The organism is Herbaspirillum sp. ST 5-3, from assembly GCF_004804275.1.
Classification (GTDB): Bacteria; Pseudomonadota; Gammaproteobacteria; order Burkholderiales; family Burkholderiaceae_D; genus Noviherbaspirillum.
Genome location: NZ_STGI01000011.1, coordinates 74,385 through 97,911, shown reverse-complemented (window position 1 = coordinate 97,911; position 23,527 = coordinate 74,385). Strand labels below are relative to the sequence as shown.

The window sequence follows — 23,527 nt, the reverse complement described above, 5'->3', positions numbered from 1 at the left end:
CTCGTTCAGGAGTGGGCGGGGATATCGCTTGCGTGGCGCGCCAGCATGCGCAAGCGCTCGACGCCGACCGGTTCCTGCGCCTGCAAGGGGACGATCGCCCAGCGCTGCGCATGGCGGGAAGCAACGGTTTCGATTTGCGTCATTTCATTTGCGGCGCGCTCGCGCAACAAGGGCGATCGCGGGTTGGCGTAAGCGAGGCTGTTGTTGATGATCCATGCCCAGGGTTCGATCCCGGCCCGGCGCAAGTCATCCTGCAGATTCGCCGCCTCCAGCACTGGCGTGGTTTCCGCCAGGGTCACGATCATGATTTTGGTTTGCTTCGGGTCCTGCAGTTGCATCATCGGCGTGGTGAAATGCATGCCGCTGTGGCCCATCTGGCGGACGATTTCGCGATGGTACGCGCCGGTTGCGTCGAGCAGGAGCAGGGTATGGCCGGTCGGTGCGGTGTCCATCACGACGAACTTCTTTCCGGCTTCACGAATCACCCGCGAAAACGCCTGGAATACGGCGATTTCCTCGGTGCAGGGCGAGCGCAGGTCCTCTTCCAGCAGCGCGCGTCCCTGTGCATCCAGATCCTTGCCTTTCGTGTCCAGCACATGCTGGCGATAGCGTTCGGTTTCCGCGTGCGGATCGATGCGACTGACGGTCAGATTCTCAAGCGAGCCGGCCAAGGTCTCGGAAAGATGCGCCGCCGGGTCGGAGGTCGTCAGATGAACCGGGTAGCCCCGGCTGGCCAGTTCGACCGCAACGGCTGCGGCCATCGTGGTCTTGCCGACACCGCCTTTGCCCATCAGCATGAGCAGGCCATGACCGTCGCCGGATATCGAATCGACCAGGGATGCGAGGTCCGGCGCTGCGGGTGGCCGGGAAGGAGGTGTTCCTGACGCCAATGCTGCTGTCTCGTCGCTCAGAAGCCTCTTCAATGCCGGCAGGCCGACGAGATTGAAAGGCTTCAAGGCAACGTAGTCCACGGGCAGTACGGAAAGCGCTGCCGGCAACTCGGTCAGCGCCGCCCGCTCACGCTCGTAGATGGCCTTGGCCAGGGGATCATCCGTCGTCTCAGCAACGGGCAGCACGCCGTTGATGACCAGGTATTGCTGCGCCAAGCCGATTGCGGACAGTTCCTCGTGCGTGCGCGCGACTTCGAGCAGTGCCGAGCGTTGTGCCCGCGCGACCAGGATGAGCCGGGTGCGATGCGTATCGGACAGCGCGTCGACAGCCGCCTTGTATTGGCTCCGCTGCTTCTCCAGACCGGCGAGCGGCCCGAGGCAGGAGGCGTCGCCCTTGCCGGCCTCCAGAAAACCGGTCCAGGCGCTGGGCAATTGCAGCATGCGGATGGTATGCCCGGTGGGCGCGGTATCGAACACGATGGTGTCGTACTGCAGCAGCAGGGCCGGGTCGGTCAGGAGCGCGGTGAACTCGTCGAATGCCGCGATTTCCGTCGTGCATGCGCCGGACAATTGTTCCTCGATGCCCTTGACGATCGCCTCGGGAAGCACGCCGCGCACCGGCCCGACAATCCGGTCGCGGTATTGCTGCGCCGCCGCTTGCGGGTCGATCTCCAGTGCGGCCAAGCGCGGTACCGCATCGATCGTGGTCACCTTGTTGCCGATGGTGATCCCGAAAACTTGCCCGACGTTCGACGCAGGATCGGTGCTGACCAGCAGGACACGCTTGCCCTGGTCCGCGAGCTGGATGGCCGAGGCGCAGGCGAGGGAGGTTTTTCCCACGCCGCCCTTGCCGGTGAAAAAGAGGAAGGGGGGAGGGGTGTCGAGGAATCGCATGGCAGGACCTTCCTTAACAGCAGTTCGATCCGCTGCAGCATCCGCCGGCCGCCTTGACCTCGATGGCGGGTTTTGCGAGACCCGCCCAGCGCTCGAGCTCGGCACGGCGCGGATAGCGGCCGGTCAAGGCGATCTGGCCATCGACCAGGATCAGGGGCAGGCCCTCTTGTCCGGAGCGCTCCAGGAACCCCTTCACGGTGGCATTTTCTGCGAAGGCCATCGGCTGCTGCGCGAGATTGAAGCGTTCCACCTGAACGCCTTGCTCCTTGAGCCAGCTGACGTCGGCTGCGAAGGTGACGAGTTGCTGGTCGACGTCGACGCCGCAGACGCCGCTGCTGCAGCACAATGCCGGATCGAATACTTGAATGCTTGCCATGATGAATGCTCCTTAAACGAGTTGACCGATCTTGTCCAGTTCTGCTTTGAGTGCCGTCTTGTCGCGTTCGAGCGTATCCAGCGGCAGGGCGAGAAATGCCTCGATGCGCGCGCGCAGGATGCGATACGCCTTGCGGAAGGCGGCATTGATCTCTTCATCGGTGCCCGTCGCGTGCGCCGGATCTTCCACGCCCCAGTGCGTACGCAGTACAGGACCAAGATAAGCCGGGCAGGTCTCGCCGGCCGCGCTGGCGCAGACGGTGATCACGATGTCGGGCGTGGCCGGCAAGTTATCCCACGACTTGCTGTAATAGCCGTCGGTGGCCATACCTTCCTTGGCCAGCAGCGCGAGTGAGCGCGGGTGGACCTGGCCGGTCGGCTTGCTGCCGGCGCTCATTGCGCGCCAGCCTGGCGGGGCGAGATGGTTAAAGGTCGCTTCACCCAGGATCGAGCGGCAGGAATTGCCGGTGCATAGAAAGAGAACGTTCATGTGCTGATCGCGTTGGTCGGAAAGAGGGGCCTCAATCTGCGGAGGATGTGTCCGCGGTCTTTTGGCAGTCGGGCGTGCACTGCGGGATCGGCATGCACGGATTGCCGCCGCAGCAGTTGTCACTCAGGAATGCCATCAATGCGTTCATCGTCGGGAACGCGGCGGCATAGATGATGTAGCGGCCATCCTGGCGCGGGCTGATCAGCCGGGCGTGCGTCAGTTCCTTCAGATGAAAGGATAGCGAGGAGGGCGGAATGTCGAGCTTCTCGCCAATCTTGCTGGCGGCCATTCCTTCCGGCCCGGCCTGGACCAGCAGTCGGAATACCGACAGGCGGGATTCGTGGGCGAGCGCGGAAAGTGCGGAGACGGCGGCGGAGGTGTCCATGTTTCGGAAGCCGGTCGGCTTGTGTTGTTCGATATTTCAAGGATAGTCGAAATATGGAAATGACGCAATGCAAAATGCGCGAAGGATGCCTCACAACCCTTGCTGCCGTGAATTTGGACCGGTCAGGAAAACCTGATGATCATGCTTGACAAGGATTCTCCATGCACCATCCTGCATATCAACTGGGAGCGATTTCAAACCTGGAAACAAGAAACAGCACCGCGACGCGTGCGACTGCCCGACGCACGCGGGAGCGCATCCTTACTCAACCGAAATGGAGAAAGACATGGATCCAGTCGTTCACTTTGAAATGCCGTACGAGAATCAAGACCGGATGGCGTCGTTTTACGAGTCGGCCTTTGGCTGGCAAACGAAAAATCTCGGCCCGGAGATGGGCAACTACGTCATCGCCACCACGACCGAGACGGACGATGCAGGACCGAAGCGCCCCGGTGCGATCAACGGCGGCTTCTACTCGAAGAATCCGGAATGGCCGGCGCAGCATCCCTCCGTCGTCATCGCTGTCACCGACATCAAGGAATCCTCGAGGAAAGTGAGCGAATCCGGCGGTCAGGTGCTCGGTGAGCCGATGGAGATACCCGGCGTCGGCCAGTACGTCTCGTTCATCGACACAGAAGGTAATCGCGTGAGCATGCTGCAACCGGTACCGCGAAACTGGCATGCGCCGGACGCGAAATAAGACAAGTCTTGCAGTCGGCGTCGCAGCCTTTGTGCAAAGCGCGATGGCTGCGAGGCCGAAGATGAAGAAGATCGATATTGAAGGACTGCGTGAAGGACTGCGGCGCGCGTTCGCCGGATAGTATCCGTGCGGAATCGAGATTGAAGAGGCGTCGGCGGCGATGCACGGCCCTGCCGCCGGACGCTTCGCTCTCAGTCGCTTAATGCCGCTTTCGCCGCCTCCTCGGGCGACAATCCGTCGTAGAACATGTCGGTGAACCATTCGACCTGTTCCTCGATATGTTCCTGCGCCTGGGCCAGCGTCGCTCCGCCCGCGACCAGGAATCCTTCCACCTCCGTGCACCACTGAATCAGCGCGGCGGTTTCCGGATCAAGTTTCTCTTTCTTTGCCATTGCATTCACCTTGGTATCAGCTGCGTGTGCCGCTGTCAGACCGGAGCATAAACACATTTGCTCGATGCCGCCAGTAACCGCAACCCGGCTGTCTCTGGCCACGTCCTGAAGACTGGTTGCAACGCGAATCAATGAGACATGCCCAGGGGAAAGCCGATTTTTTTCTTATACGATCGGCAATTGATGCCACTCAAGCATATGCAAATCCGCAACTCGTAGACTCGTGAGTGTTTCAATGCGGAGAACACCAATGAAAACACCCGGAAGCGTCGCATTCGCGTTCGCCATGCTACTCATGATTGGACTGACTGGCTGCGGCGGCAATCAAGACGTCTCCGCGGGAGGACAACAATCCAACGCGACATCCAAACTGCTCGCCGACACCTATATTGAGACCTGGACAAAATGCGCGGATGAGAACGGTACCTGCGTGTTCTCCGGCACCACGCAAGTGCGCTATGGCGCGAACGGCACTTATGCGACGCTCACGGCAAGTTCCGCGATTGCCTGCAACAACGATGTCTTCGGCGATCCGGTGCCCGGCGCGGACAAGACTTGCGAGTATCGGACGATCACCGTCGTACCCGATCCCACGCCAGACCCGACGACCTGGACAAAATGCGCGGACGAGAACGGCACCTGTTCCTTCTCCGGCACCGCGCAGGTGCGTTATGGACTGAACGGCACCTACGCGACCCTCACCGCCACCAACGTCATCGGCTGTAACAATGAAGTCTTCGGTGACCCGCTACCGGGTGCCAACAAAATCTGCGAATACACTTTATCCGGGTCCACGCCGCCACCAGACCCCGATCCGACGCCAGGATGGACAAAGTGTGCGGACGAAAACGGCATCTGCTCGTTCTCCGGCACCACGCAGGTCCGTTACGGCCTGAACGGCACCTATGCGACGCTCACCGCCACGAATACGATCGGCTGCAACAACGAAGTGTTTGGCGATCCGCTGCCCGGCGCGAACAAGATCTGTGAATATGCTACGACGTCCACCGATCCCAATCCCCCGCCGCCGCCGGGACTGCCGTCGCCTGTGCCGGACGGCGTGCAGATGACCATGTCCTGCGTCGAGGGCGCGAACACCCAGTGCAGCGGCAGAAGCATCATCCGCACCGAGAACGGCGTCACCCTGACGAGTTCCGGCGTTCAGGCGTATGGCAAATCGACCAACGACCTGGCCACGCCCATCGTCGACGCCACCGCGGCTTGGGGCCTTGCGCCTGCGAGCGGCGGATTGGCCGAGGTGCGCGTGTTCAAGGCGAGCGACGGGCTGGTGTCGAACCCCGTGCTGTTGCTGTCCAACCTGGGCATTTCGTGGGATGGCAAGGTCGAGCGTCCGATCATCGTCGAGACCTTCCGCACCACGCAAGGCCGCGTCCAGATCGATTCCTCTGGAATGATCAGTTCAGGCGCGCTGCCGCCGAGTTCCAACCTGGCCTTCTACGACGTCGCCAGCAAGGGGACGGCCGCCACGCAGCTCAACTACGCGAACAACAGCTACTTCCCGCGCAGCGATCCTTCGCGCTGTCCGCCCGAGATGGTGCCTTGCCCGACGATCGAGACATCCGGAATCCAGCATCACACGGGCGACTGGCAGACCGGCGGCATCATGCCGGATACGACGAGCGCCAGCCGCCTGCACGGCGACGGCGACGTGCATGCTGGGAATGGTTTGCCGGATGCGAATGGCAATCCGACCATCCTGCCCGGCGGGAATGGCTTCGGCGTGCCGTTCCCCGGCTCGAAGGGCTATCGCCAGTTGAGCAACTGGAGCTACCAGTATGCCAACCTCGGCGCCTGGCTCACGCAGGACACTGTCCGCATCGTGGAGTGGACCGCCGGCGCCGGCAGCGATGAGCATAATCAGGCACGCACCGGCATGGTCGCCTTCGGGCAGGTATCCGATCCGGCCAGCGTACCGGCCTCGGGCAAGGCGACCTATTCCGGCATCGTATTCGGCTGGTACGCTGCCTCGGCCACCAAAGATGCTGCATTCTTCCGTGGTTCGGCGCTCATTACCGTCGACTTTGCCACCCGTTCGGTCAGCGTCGCGATCCAGAATACGCATACGGATGACGATGCCGCATTGGCGGTGCCTGTCACCATGAGCGCCTCCACCGCAATGGGTGCCGCGGGCAGCAATGTCGCCAACTACCTGACCGGCGCGGTCAACAACGGCACGCTGAATGGCGGATTGAGCGGCCGGTTCTTCGGCCCGGTGCTTGCAGGAGGCAGCGGCGCAGGCCCTGCAGAAATCGGCGGCAGCTTCTCGCTGTCGAACGCAACGACTGGGGCCGCTTCAGTGGGCGGTTTCATCGCACGCAAGCAGTAAGAGTGAAGGGCGGATACCCGCCCTTCATCTTCGCATGCAGGTGAGGGCTGCCCCTCACCGTGTCACTTCTTAACCGAAGTTGATCTTGTTGGTACCGGTCTGGCTCGGATTTACCGTGGAGGTAATCCCCGACACAAAGGCAGCGTTGTTGCCGTTGTTCACCAGCGTATCCTGCTTCTGGCCGAGCATTTGCGTAGCGTCGAACGAGAAGTCGTTCTTGTCGATGCTCACGCTCGGACCCCAGTAGTAGGGCGTCAATCCTTTGCTGGTGCCGCCGCGTACTGCGCTCATGGCTTTGCGGTCGAGTTCTTCGGTGGCAGCGATGTCTTTGATGATCAGTGTCGTCATGTCGGTTCTCCAATAGGTTTTCAATTTGATTACAGAAAGTCGATCTTGTTGGTGCCGGTCTGCGTAGGCTTGACGTTGGCGGTGATGTTGCTTGCGAAGGCAACGTTGTTGCCGTTGTTGACTTCGGTGTTCTGGCTTTGCGACATCAGCTGGCTGGCGTCGAATGAGAAGTCGTTCTTGTTGAGGCTGAACGACGGGCCGCCAAAGTAAGAGGGCATCATGCCCTTGTCCATGCCATGGCCGCCGTGTACGGCAGCCATGGAGTCGCGGTCGAGTTCTGCGATGGCAGCGATGTCTTTGATGATCAATGTGGTCATGTCTGTTCTCCTGAAGGTTTTCAAAATAAATTACAGAAAGTCGATCTTGTTGGTGCCGGTCTGCGTCGGGTTGACGTTGGCAGTGATGTTGCTTGCGAAGGCAACGTTGTTGCCGTTGTTGACTTCGGTGTTCTGGCTTTGCGACATCAACTGGCTGGCGTCGAACGAGAAGTCGTTCTTGTTGACGTTGTATGACGGGCCGCCCCAGTAGTAGGGCATCATGCCTTTGCCCATGCCGGTGCCGCCGTGTACGGCAGCCATGGCATCGCGGTCGAGTTCTTCGGTGCGGGACAGGTCTTTGATGGTCAGGGTTTTCATGGTGATGTTCCTTTAAAAATGAATGATTCGGGTTTGGTTGGTGAGCGTTTTGTCGCACTCGAGAGGGATATCGCAGGGACTGTGCCAGCTCGCGTCACACCTCACGCGGAATCTTCCAAGCCATTGAATTAAAAGGAAAAATACTTTCTTCGTGATACGTCTTGCTACTGTTTTTCGCAAGATGCTGGTCGAAGGCGTGGTGGTCCCCGCCAAACAGACTGATGCACTTCTGTTCGTTCGCACCAGACACTTGCCGACGCGCTCCACGATCTGCTTGCGCCGGTTCAAAGCCCTCCACGCAGGAAACGCAAAAGCCGGAACTTCCCCTTGCATGCTCGCTCGCAGTCTTAACAGGCCGTTGCACGCCGACGCCTGGACAAGTGGCAGAGCGAACAAGTGCTCGCCGACAAGAGGAATCTTCCGGAGGTGACGGCTACGACGCAGCGCGCGATGCCGTCCGAAGAGACATGACACCTTTCGATATAGAGCCGAATTTCGCGGCCGAGGCCGATATTGTTGTGCATGAAAATGAGGTGCCGCCCCATGTCGGGCCGGAGCTGGACCGGCTGTACGGGACGCTGTATTCCTCACTGACTTACTTTCACGCCTGCGCGAGTCTGGCAGGCGTCAGCACTTATATCGCGCGACGGAATGGCGTGCCGACGGCGGTCTTCCTGTACCGGCGCGAAGGGACAAGGCTGTATGTGGTCAACGAGGGAATGCGACTTGAGGCGGCTGAGGTGGAACGCTTCGCGCATCACATGTTTGCCGGCTCCGATCCGGTTGACATGATCATCTTGCATGCGGTGCAGATGGAGTCGCGCGGCGTCCCGCTGCTGCAGCAGCGCTTTTTTTGCGCCGAAGATTTCATTGTGACGCTGCCGTCCACACCGCAAGACTATCTTGCGCGCCTGGGTTCCTCCACGCGCAAGAATCTCAAGCGTCATCGCAACCGCGTGGAGCGCGATTTCCCCTCATTCAGGCATCGCATCGTCGAGCGCGGCGAGGTGGACGAACGGCTCATCCGCGAGATCATCGAACTGAGCCGCGCGCGCATCGCTGGCAAAGGCATCTCCTTCGGCATCGACGAAGATGAAACGTGCAACATCATCAAGCTGGTTCAGCGCAGCGGCGCCGTTCTGCTTGCCACCATCGATGGTCGCCTGTGCGGCGGCACGATCATGTACCGCATCGGGACGAACTGGATATCGCGGGTGAATGCACATGATCCGGCCTACGACGATTACCGCCTCGGCATGCTGTGCTGCTACCTGGCGATATGCAATGCCATTGAATCGGGCGCGGAACATTTTCATCTCGGTCACAGTTGGTACGAGTACAAGACGGCTTTGCTCGGCGAGTTGCAGGCTTTCGACCACATCACCTTGTATCGCTCCCGGGGCGCGCTTCTGCGGCACGCGGGAATAGCGACGAGAACCGCGTGCAAGGGCTATGCGCTGCAGGCCAATCGATGGATCGTTCACCGTGCGGCAACGGACAAGCGGTTTCACTGGCGAGTAGTCGGAAAAATGCTGGCGGCATGGCGAGCGGCAAAAAGCCAGCGCGCGAGCGCACTGCGCGTTCCTTGATTGAACTGCGAACTTCTGTGCAGGTGTTGAATCTGAAGTCGGCCCAATCCGTTAAGCGGCAAAATAGCAGGTGCTCGCAGCGCGAATCATTCTGCGGCACCGTGCGTCACTCCTGCCAGAAAGGGAGATTTCCAACGCCGATAAAACCGGTTACTCGTATGCCGGAAGGCGCATCTGTTCCTGCGGGTCAAAGCGGCTGTTGCGCAATTGCTGGATTGCCGCCTGCCGGTCCGCATCCGCCATGTTGGCGTTAAGCAGGCTGCTGCGCTGGGCCAGATAGTCGGCAATGCGATTTTTCCAGGCGGCCTCGTCGCGGTCCAATTCGCTCAGGCGCGCCGCTGCTTCCGGGTTGAGCGTGGCAGCGCGCGTGCGATACACGTCGTCATCGCTGGCACCGTTTGCCCGCATTTTCTGCACCGACTCTTCCAGTTTGACGACGGCCAGCGGCGCCTCCTGTTCCTTGCGCAATTCGGGCGGCATCGCCGCATCCAGCGCTGCCAGCTTTTCCCCCTTTTGCGCGTCCGTCAGGGCTTTATCCTGGGCAATCTCATACCGCTCAACGTTATACCGGTCGTACGCATCCTCCAGGCCGAACATGGCCTGCACTTCTTCGGGAGTAAAAAATTGCAGGCGCGATTGCCGGATGGCGTCGAGGCGTGCCTTGATCGCTTCGATTCCGTTGCCGGTGGCGCCGGCCTGCAAGTTCTCTTCCACTGTGACCAAGTCGCGTTTGTAATCCAGGTAGGCGGCCAGCAGGCGCTTGGCTTGCGCGGCTGCGTTCGGCTTCAGGCGCTGGTCCAGTTGACGCTCGATTTCGGCGCGAATCTGGTCCAGCGATTTTTCGCCGACCGCAGCCAGGTAGTAATCGAACATGCGCGGCAGCTCCGCATCGACGACCAGCTGGTCGTCGGGGGAGGAGGTGACATTGCCATCCGGCCGGGTGCCGTCCATCGATCTGACGAAGGAAAACAGATTGCCGTCGCCGCGTGGTTTGAGCGCCACCCTGGGTTCAGGCTGCGTCGGCCAGGCAGCGTAACAAATGGCGACGGCCAAAGCCGCCGCCACGCCAAGATATCGTTTCCTTATTTGCATGAGGAATCTCTATCGGAAATTACAGGCCAAGACTTTGCAGGCGATTCGCATGCTGGCGATAGAGCGTCTTGGGATTGGTTTCGAAAAGATTCACGATGCCGGCCGTCTGGTTCACCTCGTCGAGGTGATTCATCCCGTAGTTGTCACGAATGACCTTGCCCAGGTGGCTGGAGCAGCTCGAGACCAGGCCATCGTTCTTGGCGCCGGCGAACGCAGCCGACGTCAACAGCAGCCATGGGTCGACGACGTCCAGGACATTGGTGTAAGAACTGCCGCCGCTCCAGGAGAAGTAGCGCACACCGTTGACTTGATACGCGCCTTCGCCGCAGGCGGTGGTCGGCACGCCTTCAGGATGGGCTGCGTTGAACTTTGCCGAACCGGCAGTGCTGAGCGACATTGCGGCTGCCCATGAATTCTGCGGGAGCGACGGGTTGCCCGACAGCCAGTTGATCAGGCTGGACAGGGCATTGGTGACCGAGGTCAGCACGGCATTGGACAGGGAGCCCGGCGGAGCCACGTGGACCAGGATGTCGGCCACCGCGGAACCCTTGTTGACGCCGCCGACGGAGGTGACCGAGGCCACCAGGTCCGGCCGCACCGACGCCACGTAGCGCGCGGTCGGGCCGCCGTGGCTGTGGCCGATCAGGTTGACTTTGGCGGCGCCGGTGGCTGCCAGGATTTGCTTCACCTGGGTCAGCAATTGTTCGCCGCGCACTTCCGTACTGTTGGCTGCCGACACCTGTGTCACATAAACCTTGGCGCCGTCGGCTGTCAGGGCCGAGGGAATGCCGTACCAGTAACCGAACGGGCCGATATTATCGAAGCCGAACAGGCCATGCACGAGCACGATCGGGTATTTGGTCTGGGTATAGCCGACTGCCCAGGACTGGGCCGGCAGAATACAAATTGCAATAAGGGCTGCAGACAGCCATTTCCGTAGCTGGGTTTTCATTGTTGTCTCCATGAATTGGTGTTTAAGTTTTTACGACCTTTGCTGCCTTTTCGGCAGTCTGTTTTGTCGTTCCGCCTCCCTGCGAGCGGTGTTCCAAGCCATTGAGGTGGTTTTTACCACTCTTGCTCTACGCCTGATTTCGATCACCCCTTGAGCAGGCACATGGTCGACTTGGTACGAAGCGATTGTCTGTCCGGATTTGTATAAAAACAATGAGCGCGCCGATATTTTTGTTGACTTGGGAAGCCACAGTTGGTCCCCGCGATCACGAAGTGAGATTCAAGGACTTGACCGGCCCATTTCCGACATGTTTTGATGCTCGAGATCACCGTGCAGAGCACGCCATCGCGCTTCTTTCATTCAACAACGGGTTTCCATCGGCGATTTCTCCGGTCCCGCGGTAAAGTACCAGCATCTGCGACATTGCTCGCGCCTGGCCGAGACCTCCGATGGAACACAGCCTGCTATTCAATTCCCTGATTTACCTTGCCGCCACAGTGATTGCGGTGCCCATCGCCAAGCGCCTTGGCCTGGGCGCCGTGCTCGGCTATCTGCTGGCCGGCATGGCGATTGGCCCGTGGGGATTGCGCCTGATCGAAGGCGTTGATGTCATCCTGCATTTTTCCGAATTCGGCGTTGTCCTGCTGCTGTTTCTGATCGGGCTGGAGCTGGATCCGAAGCACTTGTGGGCCTTGCGCCGTCCGATATTTGGCTGGGGCACACTGCAGGTTGGTGTCGGCGCTCTCGTGCTGTTCGGGGCAGGGCTTGCGCTCAGGCTCGACTGGAAGACCGCGCTGATCGCGGCGCTCGGCTTGTCCTTGTCGTCCACCGCGATCGCGCTCGCGACGCTGGAAGAGCGCAACCTCAAGGCAACACCGGCCGGCGCGGCGGGATTTTCCATCCTGCTGTTCCAGGACATGGCGGCGATTCCGATGATCGCGCTGATTCCGTTTCTGGGCGCAATGCCGCGCGACGATACCGAAGGCGGATGGATGGTCGCGGCGAAAGTGGCCGCGGTGATGATCGCGCTGATCTTCAGCGGGCGCTATCTGATCCGCCCCTTGTTGCGCTTCATCGCGAAGACGCAGTTGCGGGAGATATTCACTTCCTTCGCGCTGCTGCTGGTGATCGCGATTGGCTGGCTGATGCAGTCGGTCGGGATGTCGATGGCGCTCGGCACCTTTATCGCGGGCGTGCTGCTCGCAGACTCCGAATACCGGCACGCCCTGGAAAGCGACCTGGAACCGTTCAAGGGCTTGCTGCTGGGACTGTTCTTCACCGCGGTCGGCATGTCGGTCGATTTCGGGGTGTTTCTCGCGCAGCCCTTGCTGGTGCTCGGCCTCGTGGCGGGTTTTCTGCTCCTCAAAACCGGAGTGCTTTATGTGCTGAGCAAACGCTTCGGCATTCCGCGCGGCGAACAGGCCTTGTTCGCATTCGTGTTGTCGCAGGGCGGCGAGTTTGCCTTCGTGGTGTTCGGGGCGGCGGCAACGGCTCGGGTCTTTTCCGCGCAGATCGCATCGCTGCTGGTGGTCGTGGTCGCGCTGTCCATGGTGACGACGCCATTGCTGCTGGTGCTCTACGACAAATGGATCGCGCCGCGTTTCAGGGGAGAGAAGCGGCGCCCGGCGGACAAGATCGAGCCGCAGGAGGATCCGGTCATCATCGCCGGCTTCGGCCGATTTGGCCAGATCATCGGTCGCCTGTTGCTGGCCAACCGGATTCGCGCCACGGTGCTGGACCACGACCCGGACCAGGTCGATCTGCTGCGCAAGTTCGGTTTCAAGGTGTTCTTTGGCGATGCCTCGCGCGCCGACTTGTTGCGTGCCGCCGGGGTGGAGAAGGCCAAGTTGCTGGTGGTCGCGATCGACAATGTCGAGGACAGCCTTGCGCTGGTTGATATGGTCAGGCGCGACTTTCCGCACCTGAAAATCCTGGCCCGTGCGCGCAACGTTACCCATTACTACGATCTGATGGATCGCGGCGTGTCCATCCTCGAACGCGAAACCTTCGAGGCATCGCTGCAACTCGGCGGGAAAGTGCTGCAGGAGCTGGGGTATGAGCGGGACCGGGCGGAGGATGTGGTCCGGAAATTTCGTGCGCATAACATCAAGCTGCTGCAAGCCGCGTATCCGCATTACAAGGATCAGCCGCAGATGATTTCGATGGCCAAGCAGGGCCGGAAGGAACTGGAAGACATGTTCGCGCGCGACGCGGAAGCCTGGGAGGCCGAGAGCAGGGGTGCGGAAGGGAAGTGAGTATATGTGCAGCGTGACTGGATGAGGGGAAGCGTTGGGAAGGCGAAACATTATGTCGTCCACGGAAGACACGAAAGACACGAAAGACACGAAAAAATGCAACGCGAGCACTATTTGTATTTTTCGTGTCTTTCGGGGACCGAGTAGTGGTTCTTGCAATCGCTCTGTGAATGTGTGGAGGGCGTTTGACACGGGTTTCGGTGAGGCGTAATATCATTGACATGTCAATGATTGTGATGTCAAACAATTCCCGTGGAAAAGCAAGCCAACACTACCGAAGCAACAGATTCCAATCCAGCAACAGTCACCATTCCGAGCCGAGAAGGCACGCAAGGAAGGTCGTTCCGCGAGTCCTTGCTCGCGATGCTGGGTCTGTTTTTTGTCGTGATGATGGTGGCGCTCGACCAGACGGTGGTCGGCACTGCGCTACCGACCGTGGTCGCGGAGCTCAAGGGTTTCGACCTGTATGCGTGGGTCGCCACGTCCTATCTTCTGGCGTCGGTCATTACCGTGCCGATCTTCGGGCGACTGGGCGATCACTTCGGGCGCAAGTATTTCGTCGTCGCATCGATCGTGATCTTTACGCTCGCTTCCGCCTTGTGCGGCATGGCAAGCAGCATGCTCTTCCTGGTACTGGCACGCGGCCTGCAGGGCATCGGCGGCGGCATGCTGGTCGGCACCGCATTCGCTTCCGTCCCGGATCTTTTTCCCGAACCTCGCGTGCGACTGCGCTGGCAAGTCCTGATCAGCACGGCATTCGGCATCGCGAACGCGGTCGGACCGTCGCTCGGCGGCTTCCTGACCGAATACGCCGGCTGGCGTTCGGTGTTCTATGTCAATCTTCCGGTGGGACTCCTCAGCGTGTACTTCGTCTGGCGTCATATGCCGCTGATTCGCCACCACAAGCACGAGGGTCCGATGAAGCTGGACTGGATCGGTGCATTACTGATCGCAAGCTCGCTCGGCAGCCTGCAGTTGTTCGTCGAACTGCTGCCGAAACACGGACTGAGCATCGCCATGGCACTGCTGGCGGCCGGCAGCGTGGCGTCTTTTGTCGGCTTGTATTTCTGTGAAAAGCGGGCGAGCAATCCCATCCTGCCATTCGACATGTTCCGCAATCCGGCGCTCGCCTCGCTGTTCATCCTGTCGGTGATGATGGGCTTCATGATGTTCGCGCTGCTGTTCTACATGCCTTTGCTGCTGCAGGGCGGCTTCGGACTGTCGCCGAATGCGGCCGGCATGCTGATCACGCCGCTGGTGGTGTGCATCACGATCGGCTCGATTTCCAACAGCCGGCTGTTGCCGCACGTGCCCAATCCCGCCTGGATCATGTTTACCGGCTTCGCCTTGCTGGGCCTGTCGGGCATCGGCATCGCAACACTGAAGCATACGACGCCGCATGCGCTGGTGGCGCTCTATCTGCTCGGCAGCGGACTCGGCCTTGGATTCATCCTGCCGAACCTGACGATCTTCACCCAGGAGACCGCCGGCCGCGCCCATCTGGGCATTGCGACCGCGATGATCCAGTCGCTGCGCATGGTGGGCGGCATGCTCGGCACCGCGCTTGTCGGCACCCTGGTCAATCACCTGTACATCAGCCGCGTGAGCGATGCGCTGCAGTCCATGCATGCTTCGCAATGGCTGGTACCGCTGGAAGATCCGCAGATCCTGATCAACAAGGTGGAGCAGGGGCACCTGCTGGCCCAGGTGCATGCGGCCGGACAAAACGGCCTTGACCTGATTGAAATGGCACGCGTGTCGCTGGTATCGTCCATCCACGTCGGTCAGATGTTGTCGGTTGCCGTCGCCGTGCTTGCGGTATTGCAATTGCGCCGCGTGCCGCGCCTCCAGTTACGCCGCTGACAGGACGAAAAACCGGCAGAATCGGGGATAATGCGAGCCATGGGGCGCAAGGGGAGTGGAAATGCTTGATGCGGTTGAACAATTGAAAGTGCTTCAGCAGCTCGGACGCACCTATCGGGCGTTCATGAGCGCATACGAAAAGGAAGTCGGGCATTTCCTGCCGCGCTGGCGGGTCATGCTGTACCTGTACACCGAAGAGCGTCCCTGTCCGCAAAAGCAGCTGGGCGACGCGTCCCACATGGATCCCGGCGCGCTTTCCCGGCAGCTCAGCGCACTCGAGACGCTGGGCTGGATCGAGCGCCACACCGATCAGCACGACAAGCGCATCACCAATGTCACCCTGACCGATGCGGGCAAGCAGCAGGTCGAGCACAGCCTTCCGAAACGCGCCTCCTTCGTCAAGCGCACGCTGGGCAGCATCCCCGACCATCAGCTGCGCCAGTTGATGGACTCCCTGTTGCTGCTCGAAGGCCGCTTCAATGCCAGCAACAAGCAGCAGGAGACATCGGAAGACGCGCTGGCCTGAGCCCTGCAGCGCCCGAAGCTTTTCGTTCTGGAATGCTGCGATAATGTCCGCTCCACATCGTCCAGCACGTTCTCGACACGAAGGGAAGTCAGTCGCTCCCATGAAAGACCTTTCCAGGCAAAACCTTGATGTCGCTGCAGGCGCGGCGCTGGGAAGCAAGCTCCATCCGCCGACCCTGACAGCAGGCATGCTGCCGCGGCACAAGCTGCTCGACGCGCTGAACAAGATGCCCGATTGGCGCGTCCTCCTGCTGCGCGCTCCGGCCGGCTACGGCAAGACCACCCTGATGAGCCAGCTGTTCGCGCGCCTCACCCAAAACGGCGCGCATTGCCGCTGGCTCACGCTGGACCCGCGCGACGATGACCTCAACCATCTTCTGACGCATTTGCAGGCCGTCATCGGACAGCCATATCCCGGCCAGTCGCAGGAATCGCTGGCGATGCCGCACATGCCCGATCTCGGTTTCTGGCTCAACAATGTCGAGCGTCTGCCCGAACCGCAGGTGCTGTTCCTCGACGAGCTTGAATCGGTGCAGGAACCTGCAGCACTGGCCTTGCTCAACCGCCTGTTGCGCTTCGCACCCGACAACCTGCGCATTGTGATTGGCACCCGGCCGGAATCCGGTCTCGCGCTTGGACGCATGAAGGCCAGCGGACTGGTGCTGGAATGGTCGGCCCGCCAGCTACGCTTCGATTCGGACGAGACCAGCGCCTTCCTGCATGGATCCGGCGGAAGCAACGCCGTTCCGGCAGCATGGCATGCGTTGCTGACCGAGCGCTGCGAAGGCTGGCCGGCAATGCTGCGCCTCAGCTCGCTGGCGTTGAATCGCAGCGAAGCGCCGCAGGGTTTTCTGGAAGTCTTGCAGGATGGCGCGTCGGATCTTGCTGAATATTTGGCCGGGGAGATTTTCGATCGCCAGCCGGCGGAGCAGCAATCCTTCCTGCTGCATACCAGCGTGCTGCGTTACCTGGAGCCGGGCTTGTGCGACGCCTTGTGCGACATCCGCAACAGTGCGCAGCTGCTGCATGAAATGGGGCGGCGCAACCAGTTCGTGATCCCGCTCGACAATGTGCGCAACGGTGCCTACCGATATCACCCCTTGCTGGCCGATTTCCTGCGCACGCGCCTCGATCGACTGCACCCCGGCATGGCGCAGCAATTGCATCGCAAGACAGCGCTCTGGCTGGAACAGCACGGCCAACTGATCGAGGCGATCGGTCATGCCATGGAGGCGGACGAACCAGGCTTTGCCGCCGGCATGATGGAGCGCGCAGCCAAGCAACTGGTCAAGGCCGGCAATCTCGCGACCCTGCTGCAATGGGTGCGACGACTGCCTTCGCATATCGCGGATGATCATCCGGACATCGTGTGGGCGGCAGCCCGCGCGCATACCTATTTCCACCAGATCGACGAAGCGGAAGCCCGCCTGCGCCAGTTGTTTTCCCTGGCCGAGAGCCGGCCCTTTGCCCCGCTGGTATGGGAGGACTGCCTCGCGCTCGAAGCCCTGATTCCCGCCGTCGCGGAAGACGTGGGACAGGTGATGGAAGTCACGGCGCGCAACCTGAGCAAGGTCTCCGGCGACTATGCGCTCGGCATCATGACCAACGTGCGCGCCTTTGGCGAAATCGCGATGAGCCATTTCGACGCCGCGCTCGAACTGCTTGACCGCGCCGATCACCACAATCGCAAGGCATCCAACCTGTTCGGCATGTCGGCCACGGTCGGCCTACGTGCTGCCGCGTGGGCGGCGAGGGGAGAGCTGCATCGCGCCATGGCGTGCTACACCGGTATCGACGTGCGCACGCCGCCCGCCGATCACGCGCAAATCGAGTACGCCAGCATCGGCTCCGGCCTTCACAACGAGATCCTGTACGAGGCTGACCGGCTGGACGAAGCGGCCGCGGTGCTTGCCATTCACACACCTGCCGAGGAAGGCTATCTGGCGATGGGGCTGCTGCTGGGCGGCTACCTGACCGCAGCGCGCCTGCGTTTCGTGCAAGGCGAGGTCAACGAAGCGATGGCGATGCTGGACGAGGCGCTGGGTCGTGCAATGGTCAGGCGCTTTCATCGCCTGGCATTTGCTTGCCGCTGGGAGAAGGTGCGCTTCGCGACCTTGTCGAACCAGTTGCGGGTGGCGACCACGCTGGCCGCCGCCGCGCAGCATGAGCCGCAGGAAGCGCATTTCTATTTCACCACCGATGCCGAAGCGCGCGACATCACCTGGATACGGCTGCAGATCCGCCTCGGCAACGCGCAAACCATGCTGCCGCTCATCGAGCGTCTGCTGAAAGAGGCGCGCGCGCTGGATCGTGGCTGGCGGGCCTTGAAACTGTCGATCATGCGCGCCTGTGCGCTCGATGCCATCGGGCAGTCGGTTGCGGCGAATGATGAACTGGCTGCAGCCATGGCTATCGGCAGCCGGCATGGCTTCATTCGCAGTTTCGCGGATGAAGGCGATGCGGTTCTGGCGCGCATCGGCCATTGGCTTTCCGGCAGGGACGCGTTGCCGCACGGCGTGGTGCGCGACCATGCAGAACGGGTGCTGCAAGCGGGCGGACAGTCGGTGCCCGCAGGCATCGATAGCACGCAGGAAACGGGTCCGGAGCCGTTCAATCCGCGCGAACGCGAGATGCTGCGCGCGCTCGCCCAGGGCGAGCAGAACCGCGAACTGGCGGTGCGTTTCCAGATTTCCGAAAACACCGTCAAGTGGTATCTCAAGAATCTGTATGCCAAGCTCGATGCGCATAACCGCGCGCAGGCCATTGCCAGGGCGCGCTGCATGCGCCTGATTGAGTAGCGGAAATTCCCATGCTGCACCGCAGCGACGTTCACCACCCGAACAGGTGGTGAATCGAACGCTCGTTCCTTTTAGAATCCCGCTGGTCAAAACAACAATGGAGACAGCGTCACGCCCGTCCGGGCCAGCGCGGTCGCCGGCCGTGTTTGCCAACCGGACGCATTCGCCGCCCGGAAGGACAAACGGCCGCGCCAGTCGCAAGGGTCCGCCGTGCCCGCACGCAGCGCGCTATGAATGCACCTTTTCCACTGACGGCCCGTCTCGACATCACGCTCGACGACAAATATGCGCTCAATGACGGCTGGGCATTCATGTCCGGGACCCAGGCGCTGGTGCGGCTGCCCATGCAACAGCGCATGCGCGACCAGGCCGCCGGACGCAACACCGCCGGCTTCATCAGCGGCTATCGCGGTTCGCCGCTGGGTCGCTATGACATGGAGTTGTGGCGCAATTCCGAATGGCTGAAGAAGAACCACATCCATTTTCAACCGGGCGTCAATGAAGACCTGGCCGCGACCGCGGTGTGGGGTTCGCAGTACATCGGGATTTTCCCCGGTGCCAAATACGACGGCGTTTTCAGCATCTGGTACGGCAAGACGCCGGGCGTCGACCGCAGCGCCGACGTGCTGCGCCACGCCAACGGCGCGGGAACCTCGCCATGGGGTGGAGCGCTTGCGCTGTGCGGCGACGACCATGCGGCGAAGTCATCGACCCAGGCCGCGCAATCCGATTACATCCTGATCGCCACCGGCATTCCCGTGTTGTATCCCGCCAATGTGCAGGACATTCTCGATTTCGGTCTGCATGGCCTGGCGATGAGTCGTCATGCGGGTTGTTGGGTCGGACTGAAGCTGGTCACCGATGTGGTCGAATCCTCCGGCAGCGTCTACGTCGGCCCCGAGCATCCGCGATCGGTTACGCCCGGTGTGCCATTGCCGGCCGACGGTCTCGGCATCCGCCGCTTCGACCGTCCCTTGGATCAGGAGGCGCGCCTTTACAACCACAAGCTGCACGCCGCGCTCGACTATGCGCGCGCCAATGACCTCAACCGAATCGTGCTGGACAGCGCCAGCCCGCGGCTGGGCATCGTCGCGGCCGGCAAGGGGTATACCGATGTGCGTCAGGCCCTGCTGGAACTGGGCCTGAGCGAAGAGGAGGTCGCCGCGCACGGCATCCGCCTGCTGAAGATCGGCATGGTATGGCCGCTCGATCCGCAGATCATCGAACAATTCGCGCAAGGGCTCGACACGATCCTTGTCGTGGAAGAAAAGCGCCCGGTCCTTGAAAACCAGATCAAGACCATCCTGTTCGATTCCGCGATTCGCGCACGCGTTGTCGGCAAATTCCACAGTGCCAATGAATGGTCGCCGGCACGCGGCGCAGCCGGCCTGCCTTCGGTCGGCGAACTGGCTCCGCCGCAGGTCGCAGCCCTGATCGCAAAGCTGCTTGGCCTGAGCTGGGGAAGCAATGCCCAGGACGCAACCCGTCGTCCCGGCCCGATCCGGATGCCGAACTTCTGCTCCGGCTGCCCGCATAACACCTCTACCCAGGTTCCGGACGGCAGTCGTGCGCTGGCAGGCATCGGCTGCCATGCGATCGCCGCGCTGCAGCGTCCCGAGCACACCGGCACCATGTGCCACATGGGCGGCGAGGGCGCGATGTGGGTCGGCCAGGCGCCATTCACCGAGGAAAAGCATGTCTTCGCCAATCTCGGCGACGGCACCTATTTCCATTCCGGCTTCCTTGCGATTCGCCAGGCGGTCGCGGCCAAGGTCCCGATTACCTACAAGCTGCTGGTCAACGGCTTCGTGTCCATGACCGGCGGCCAACCGGTGGACGGCGAGCTGAGCGTTCCGCAGATGGCCGCCGAGCTGCTGGCCGAAGGCGTCGGCAAGGTGGTCGTCGTCACGGAAGACCCGGAACGCTATGCCGGCGTGCAGCTGCCCGCTGGCGTCAAGGTCGAACACCGGCGTGAACTGGACAACGTGCAACGCGATTTGCGTCACTTCCCGGCGGTCTCCGTGCTGATCTACGACCAGATGTGTGCCACGGAACGCCGTCGCCTGCGCAAGCGCGGCAAGTATCCCGACCCGGAAAAACGCAGCTTCATCAACACCGCGGTATGTGAAGGCTGCGGCGACTGCAGCCAGAAATCCAACTGCATGTCGATCGAGCCGGTTGCCACCGAACTCGGACGCAAGCGCCGCATCAACCAATCTTCCTGCAACAAGGACTATTCCTGCGTCGAAGGGTTCTGCCCGAGTTTTGTGACGGTGCACGGCGGCAGCCTCAAGCGCGGCAAGACGCGCACGCTGAAGGATGCCGATTTCCCGGCCTTGCCCGAGCCCGTCGTGCCGCAACTGGACGGACATCCTTACGGCGTGCTGGTCACCGGCATCGGCGGCACCGGCGTAGTCACCATCGGAGCGATACTTGGCATGGCGGCTCATATCGATGGCAAGGCCGCCACCACGCTCGATGTCACCGGTCTTGCGCAGAAATACGGCGCGGTGATGTCGCATGTCCGCATCGGCAACGATCCGGCGATGCTGCAGTCCTCGCGCCTCGCCGCGCGCGAAGCCGATCTGCTGGTCGGATGCGACCTCGTGGTCAGTGCCGGCGATGAAGCCTTGTCACGGCTGGCGGCAGGGCGCACGCGCGCCGCGGTCAATACCGAACTGACGCCAACCAGCGATTTCACCAAGAATCCCGACTGGCAGCTCGACCCGCAGGAGTTGCAGCAGCGCATCCGTACCGCCGCCGGCGGCGAAGAGCGTGTCGCCTGTCTACCCGCATCGCGCCTGGCAATGGACCTGATGGGCGACGCCATCGCCGCCAACATGTTCATGCTCGGTTATGCATGGCAGCGCGGCTGGGTGCCTGTGTCGCGCGGTGCCATCGAACGCGCCATCGAACTGAACGGCGTCAGCGTCGAATTCAACCTCAAGAGTTTCCTGTGGGGGCGACGCATGGCGCACGATCCCGTCTCCGTCGAGGCATTGGTCAAGCCGGCCGCCGTGATCAGTATCGTGCCGACCAGCCTGAACCGCCTGGCCGACATCGTCGCCGACCGCTCCGCGCGCCTGACTGCTTACCAGAATTCTGCCTATGCGGAACGCTATCGCCGCCTGGTCACGCGCGTGGCGGAGGTGGAGCGCATATTCGACGGCAGCGAACGCCTGGCGCGCGCCGTGGCCCGCAACTACTACAAGCTGCTGGCGACCAAGGATGAGTTCGAGGTCGCGCGCCTGCACAGCTCGCCGGAATTCCGTGCCGAACTGGAACAGGCCTTCGAAGGCGATTACAAGTTGCATTTCCATCTCGGTGCCTGGCCGTTCGCCCAGCGTGACCCGGTCACCGGCGCGCCGCGCAAGCGTGAACTCGGGCCATGGGTGCTGCAAGTGTTCGGTGTGCTTGCGCGGCTGCGCGGCTTGCGCGGCACCTTCCTCGATCCCTTCCGGCGCAGCCCCGAGCGCAAGCTGGCGCAGCGCCTGCTTGCGGAATACGAGCAGGACATCGCGCAACTGCTGGACGGGCTGGATGCAACGCATCTCGATCTGGCAGTCGAGATCGCCGGATGGCCGGAGCAGGTACGCGGCTACGGCCACGTACGCGAAGCCAGCGCGCAGAAGCTGGCGAGCCAGCGCACGAATTTGCTGCAACGGTGGAACGGCGCGAAAAAGGAGGTGGCCGCATAGAAGCTTGCTGAAAGCAGCGGTGAAAAAAAGCGCCGCATCAACACTAAGACAATCCAAAAGGAGCGAGACATGACATACAGATTTGCATTGAAGCGATTGGCGCTGGCGGCGACGCTGGCGCTTGGCCCGGCGCTCGCGTTCGCGCAGGCGGACAAGCCGGTCAAGATCGGCGTTACCACTGCGATCCAGTTGCAGATCGGGCGCGACACGCGCGACGGCGCGCAGCTTGCCATTGACGAGATCAATGCGAAAGGCGGCGTGCTCGGACGCAAGCTGTCGATGGTGGTGGCGGACGAAACCGAAGATCCGGAAAAAGGCATCAGCGCCATCAAGAAGCTGACCGGCGATGAAAAGGTCGACGTCCTGGTCGGTGGCTATACTTCCGGCGTGGTGCTGGCGCAAGTGCCGCATATCGCCGCTTCCAAGACCATCTACCTGAATGTCGGTGCTGCGTCGCCCGCCATCAATGCCAAGGTCAAGCAGGATTACGAGACCAACAAATACATCTTCCGCGTCGGCCCGATCAACTCGCTGCATCTGGCGCGCAGCCAGGTCGGCTACATGACCGGATTCCTGAAGGGCGAACTCGGCCTGAAGAAGATCGCCGTCGTGGGCGAAAGCGCGAAATGGGTGCAGGACTTGCTGCCGGTGCTGAAGAAGGGCGCAACAGAGGGCGGGCTGGAAGTCGTGATGGCGGAAACCTTCGATACCGGCACCACCAACTTCTCGCCCTTGCTCTCCAAGATCAAGAACAGCGGCGCGGAATATCTGCTCGTGATTCTGTCGCATGCGTCCAGCGATGTCTTCGCCAAGCAGTGGTATGACGCACGCATCCCGGTTCCGTACGGCGGCATCGACGTCAAGAGCCAGGACGCCGACTTCTTCCAGCGCGTGGGCGGCAAGGCAATCGGCGAGGTGGCGACCAATTTCATCGTCCGCGCACCGTTGTCGCCGCGCACGATTCCCTTCCTCGACGCATTCAAGCAGCACTACAACCGCGAACCGGTCTACACCGGCAATGGCGCCTATGACGCAGTGTATGCATATGCGGAGGCAGTCACGCGCGCCAAGAGCTTCGACAACAATGCGGTGATCAAGGAACTCGAAAAGACCGACATGCCGGTCACCGTCGGCCGCCTGCAATTTGACGAAAACCATGACGTCAAGGCCGGCCCGGGCCTGGTCAATGTGCTGTTCGCGCAATGGCAGGAAGGCGGAAAGCGCGTGATCGTGTGGCCGAAGGAATTGCGTACCGGCCCCTACATCCTGCCGCCCTGGCTCAAGTAAGGCTGCCAGAGC

At 61.5% G+C, this 23,527-nt stretch carries 19 protein-coding genes; 9 read left to right on the top strand and 10 right to left on the bottom strand.

Annotation, left to right across the window (positions count from 1 at the left end; genetic code table 11):
- Nucleotides 1–5: 5 nt before the first annotated feature.
- From arsA to E6W33_RS19610, 4 genes are read right to left on the bottom strand one after another with little or no spacing between them, the layout of a single operon-like run.
- Nucleotides 6–1,784, bottom strand: coding sequence for an arsenical pump-driving ATPase (arsA, locus tag E6W33_RS19625; protein ID WP_136419019.1), 1,779 nt, complete (start codon nt 1,782–1,784; stop codon nt 6–8).
- A 13-nt stretch (nt 1,785–1,797) separates the two neighbouring features.
- Complete coding sequence (gene arsD / locus E6W33_RS19620) at nt 1,798–2,160, bottom strand: arsenite efflux transporter metallochaperone ArsD (protein ID WP_136419018.1); 363 nt, start codon at nt 2,158–2,160, stop codon at nt 1,798–1,800.
- Nucleotides 2,161–2,172: 12 nt separating this feature from the next.
- Nucleotides 2,173–2,649 (bottom strand): arsenate reductase ArsC, encoded by a 477-nt coding sequence (locus E6W33_RS19615; protein ID WP_136419017.1) that lies wholly within the window; start codon nt 2,647–2,649, stop codon nt 2,173–2,175.
- A 31-nt stretch (nt 2,650–2,680) separates the two neighbouring features.
- Nucleotides 2,681–3,034 (bottom strand): metalloregulator ArsR/SmtB family transcription factor, encoded by a 354-nt coding sequence (locus E6W33_RS19610; RefSeq protein WP_136419016.1) that lies wholly within the window; start codon nt 3,032–3,034, stop codon nt 2,681–2,683.
- Nucleotides 3,035–3,320: 286 nt separating this feature from the next.
- On the opposite strand from E6W33_RS19610, the gene E6W33_RS19605 reads away from it, so the two are divergent.
- Nucleotides 3,321–3,734, top strand: coding sequence for a VOC family protein (locus E6W33_RS19605; RefSeq protein ID WP_136419015.1), 414 nt, complete (start codon nt 3,321–3,323; stop codon nt 3,732–3,734).
- 191 nt (nt 3,735–3,925) lie between these two features.
- Here E6W33_RS19605 and E6W33_RS19600 read toward each other — a convergent pair whose 3' ends face one another.
- On the bottom strand, nt 3,926–4,126 hold the full coding sequence (locus E6W33_RS19600) for a hypothetical protein (protein ID WP_136419014.1): 201 nt from the start codon (nt 4,124–4,126) through the stop codon (nt 3,926–3,928).
- A 250-nt stretch (nt 4,127–4,376) separates the two neighbouring features.
- On the opposite strand from E6W33_RS19600, the gene E6W33_RS19595 reads away from it, so the two are divergent.
- The gene (locus E6W33_RS19595) at nt 4,377–6,473 is read left to right on the top strand and encodes a transferrin-binding protein-like solute binding protein (RefSeq protein ID WP_136419013.1); all 2,097 of its coding nucleotides are present in this window, start codon (nt 4,377–4,379) and stop codon (nt 6,471–6,473) included.
- A 69-nt stretch (nt 6,474–6,542) separates the two neighbouring features.
- On the opposite strand, the gene E6W33_RS19590 is transcribed toward E6W33_RS19595, so the two are convergent.
- The 3 genes from E6W33_RS19590 to E6W33_RS19580 are packed head-to-tail and all read right to left on the bottom strand — an operon-like array spanning nt 6,543 to nt 7,456.
- On the bottom strand, nt 6,543–6,821 hold the full coding sequence (locus tag E6W33_RS19590) for a hypothetical protein (protein ID WP_136419012.1): 279 nt from the start codon (nt 6,819–6,821) through the stop codon (nt 6,543–6,545).
- Between the two features lie 29 nt (nt 6,822–6,850).
- A complete protein-coding gene (locus E6W33_RS19585) occupies nt 6,851–7,138 on the bottom strand; it encodes a hypothetical protein (protein ID WP_136419011.1) in 288 nt (95 codons plus the stop codon).
- A 30-nt stretch (nt 7,139–7,168) separates the two neighbouring features.
- Nucleotides 7,169–7,456, bottom strand: coding sequence for a hypothetical protein (locus tag E6W33_RS19580; protein ID WP_136419010.1), 288 nt, complete (start codon nt 7,454–7,456; stop codon nt 7,169–7,171).
- 467 nt (nt 7,457–7,923) lie between these two features.
- Here E6W33_RS19580 and E6W33_RS19575 point away from each other — a divergent pair, with 467 nt between their 5' ends.
- Nucleotides 7,924–9,045 carry a GNAT family N-acetyltransferase gene (locus E6W33_RS19575; RefSeq protein WP_168798696.1) on the top strand — a complete coding sequence of 374 codons (1,122 nt, stop codon included), beginning with the start codon at nt 7,924–7,926 and terminating at the stop codon, nt 9,043–9,045.
- Nucleotides 9,046–9,195: 150 nt separating this feature from the next.
- Here the strand turns inward: E6W33_RS19575 and E6W33_RS19570 are convergent, their stop codons facing one another.
- Together E6W33_RS19570 and E6W33_RS19565 are read right to left on the bottom strand one after the other, a co-directional pair.
- Nucleotides 9,196–10,137, bottom strand: a complete 942-nt coding sequence (locus E6W33_RS19570; RefSeq protein ID WP_136419008.1) for a lipase secretion chaperone — start codon at nt 10,135–10,137, stop codon at nt 9,196–9,198.
- A gap of 19 nt (nt 10,138–10,156) precedes the next feature.
- Complete coding sequence (locus E6W33_RS19565) at nt 10,157–11,089, bottom strand: triacylglycerol lipase (protein ID WP_136419007.1); 933 nt, start codon at nt 11,087–11,089, stop codon at nt 10,157–10,159.
- Nucleotides 11,090–11,538: 449 nt separating this feature from the next.
- Between E6W33_RS19565 and kefC the strand changes: the two genes are divergently transcribed.
- The 6 genes from kefC (at nt 11,539) to E6W33_RS19535 (ending at nt 23,515) form a co-directional block, all read left to right on the top strand.
- Nucleotides 11,539–13,344 (top strand): glutathione-regulated potassium-efflux system protein KefC, encoded by a 1,806-nt coding sequence (gene kefC, locus E6W33_RS19560; RefSeq protein ID WP_136419006.1) that lies wholly within the window; start codon nt 11,539–11,541, stop codon nt 13,342–13,344.
- 363 nt (nt 13,345–13,707) lie between these two features.
- Nucleotides 13,708–15,207 carry an MFS transporter gene (locus E6W33_RS19555; RefSeq protein WP_136419109.1) on the top strand — a complete coding sequence of 500 codons (1,500 nt, stop codon included), beginning with the start codon at nt 13,708–13,710 and terminating at the stop codon, nt 15,205–15,207.
- Nucleotides 15,208–15,268: 61 nt separating this feature from the next.
- Nucleotides 15,269–15,733: a MarR family winged helix-turn-helix transcriptional regulator gene (locus tag E6W33_RS19550; RefSeq protein WP_136419005.1), complete on the top strand. Its 465-nt coding sequence runs from the start codon at nt 15,269–15,271 to the stop codon at nt 15,731–15,733.
- A gap of 100 nt (nt 15,734–15,833) precedes the next feature.
- The gene (locus E6W33_RS19545; protein WP_168798695.1) at nt 15,834–18,530 is read left to right on the top strand and encodes a LuxR C-terminal-related transcriptional regulator; all 2,697 of its coding nucleotides are present in this window, start codon (nt 15,834–15,836) and stop codon (nt 18,528–18,530) included.
- Between the two features lie 230 nt (nt 18,531–18,760).
- Nucleotides 18,761–22,228 (top strand): indolepyruvate ferredoxin oxidoreductase family protein, encoded by a 3,468-nt coding sequence (locus tag E6W33_RS19540; protein ID WP_136419003.1) that lies wholly within the window; start codon nt 18,761–18,763, stop codon nt 22,226–22,228.
- Nucleotides 22,229–22,297: 69 nt separating this feature from the next.
- On the top strand, nt 22,298–23,515 hold the full coding sequence (locus E6W33_RS19535; protein WP_136419002.1) for an ABC transporter substrate-binding protein: 1,218 nt from the start codon (nt 22,298–22,300) through the stop codon (nt 23,513–23,515).
- Nucleotides 23,516–23,527: the final 12 nt, after the last annotated feature.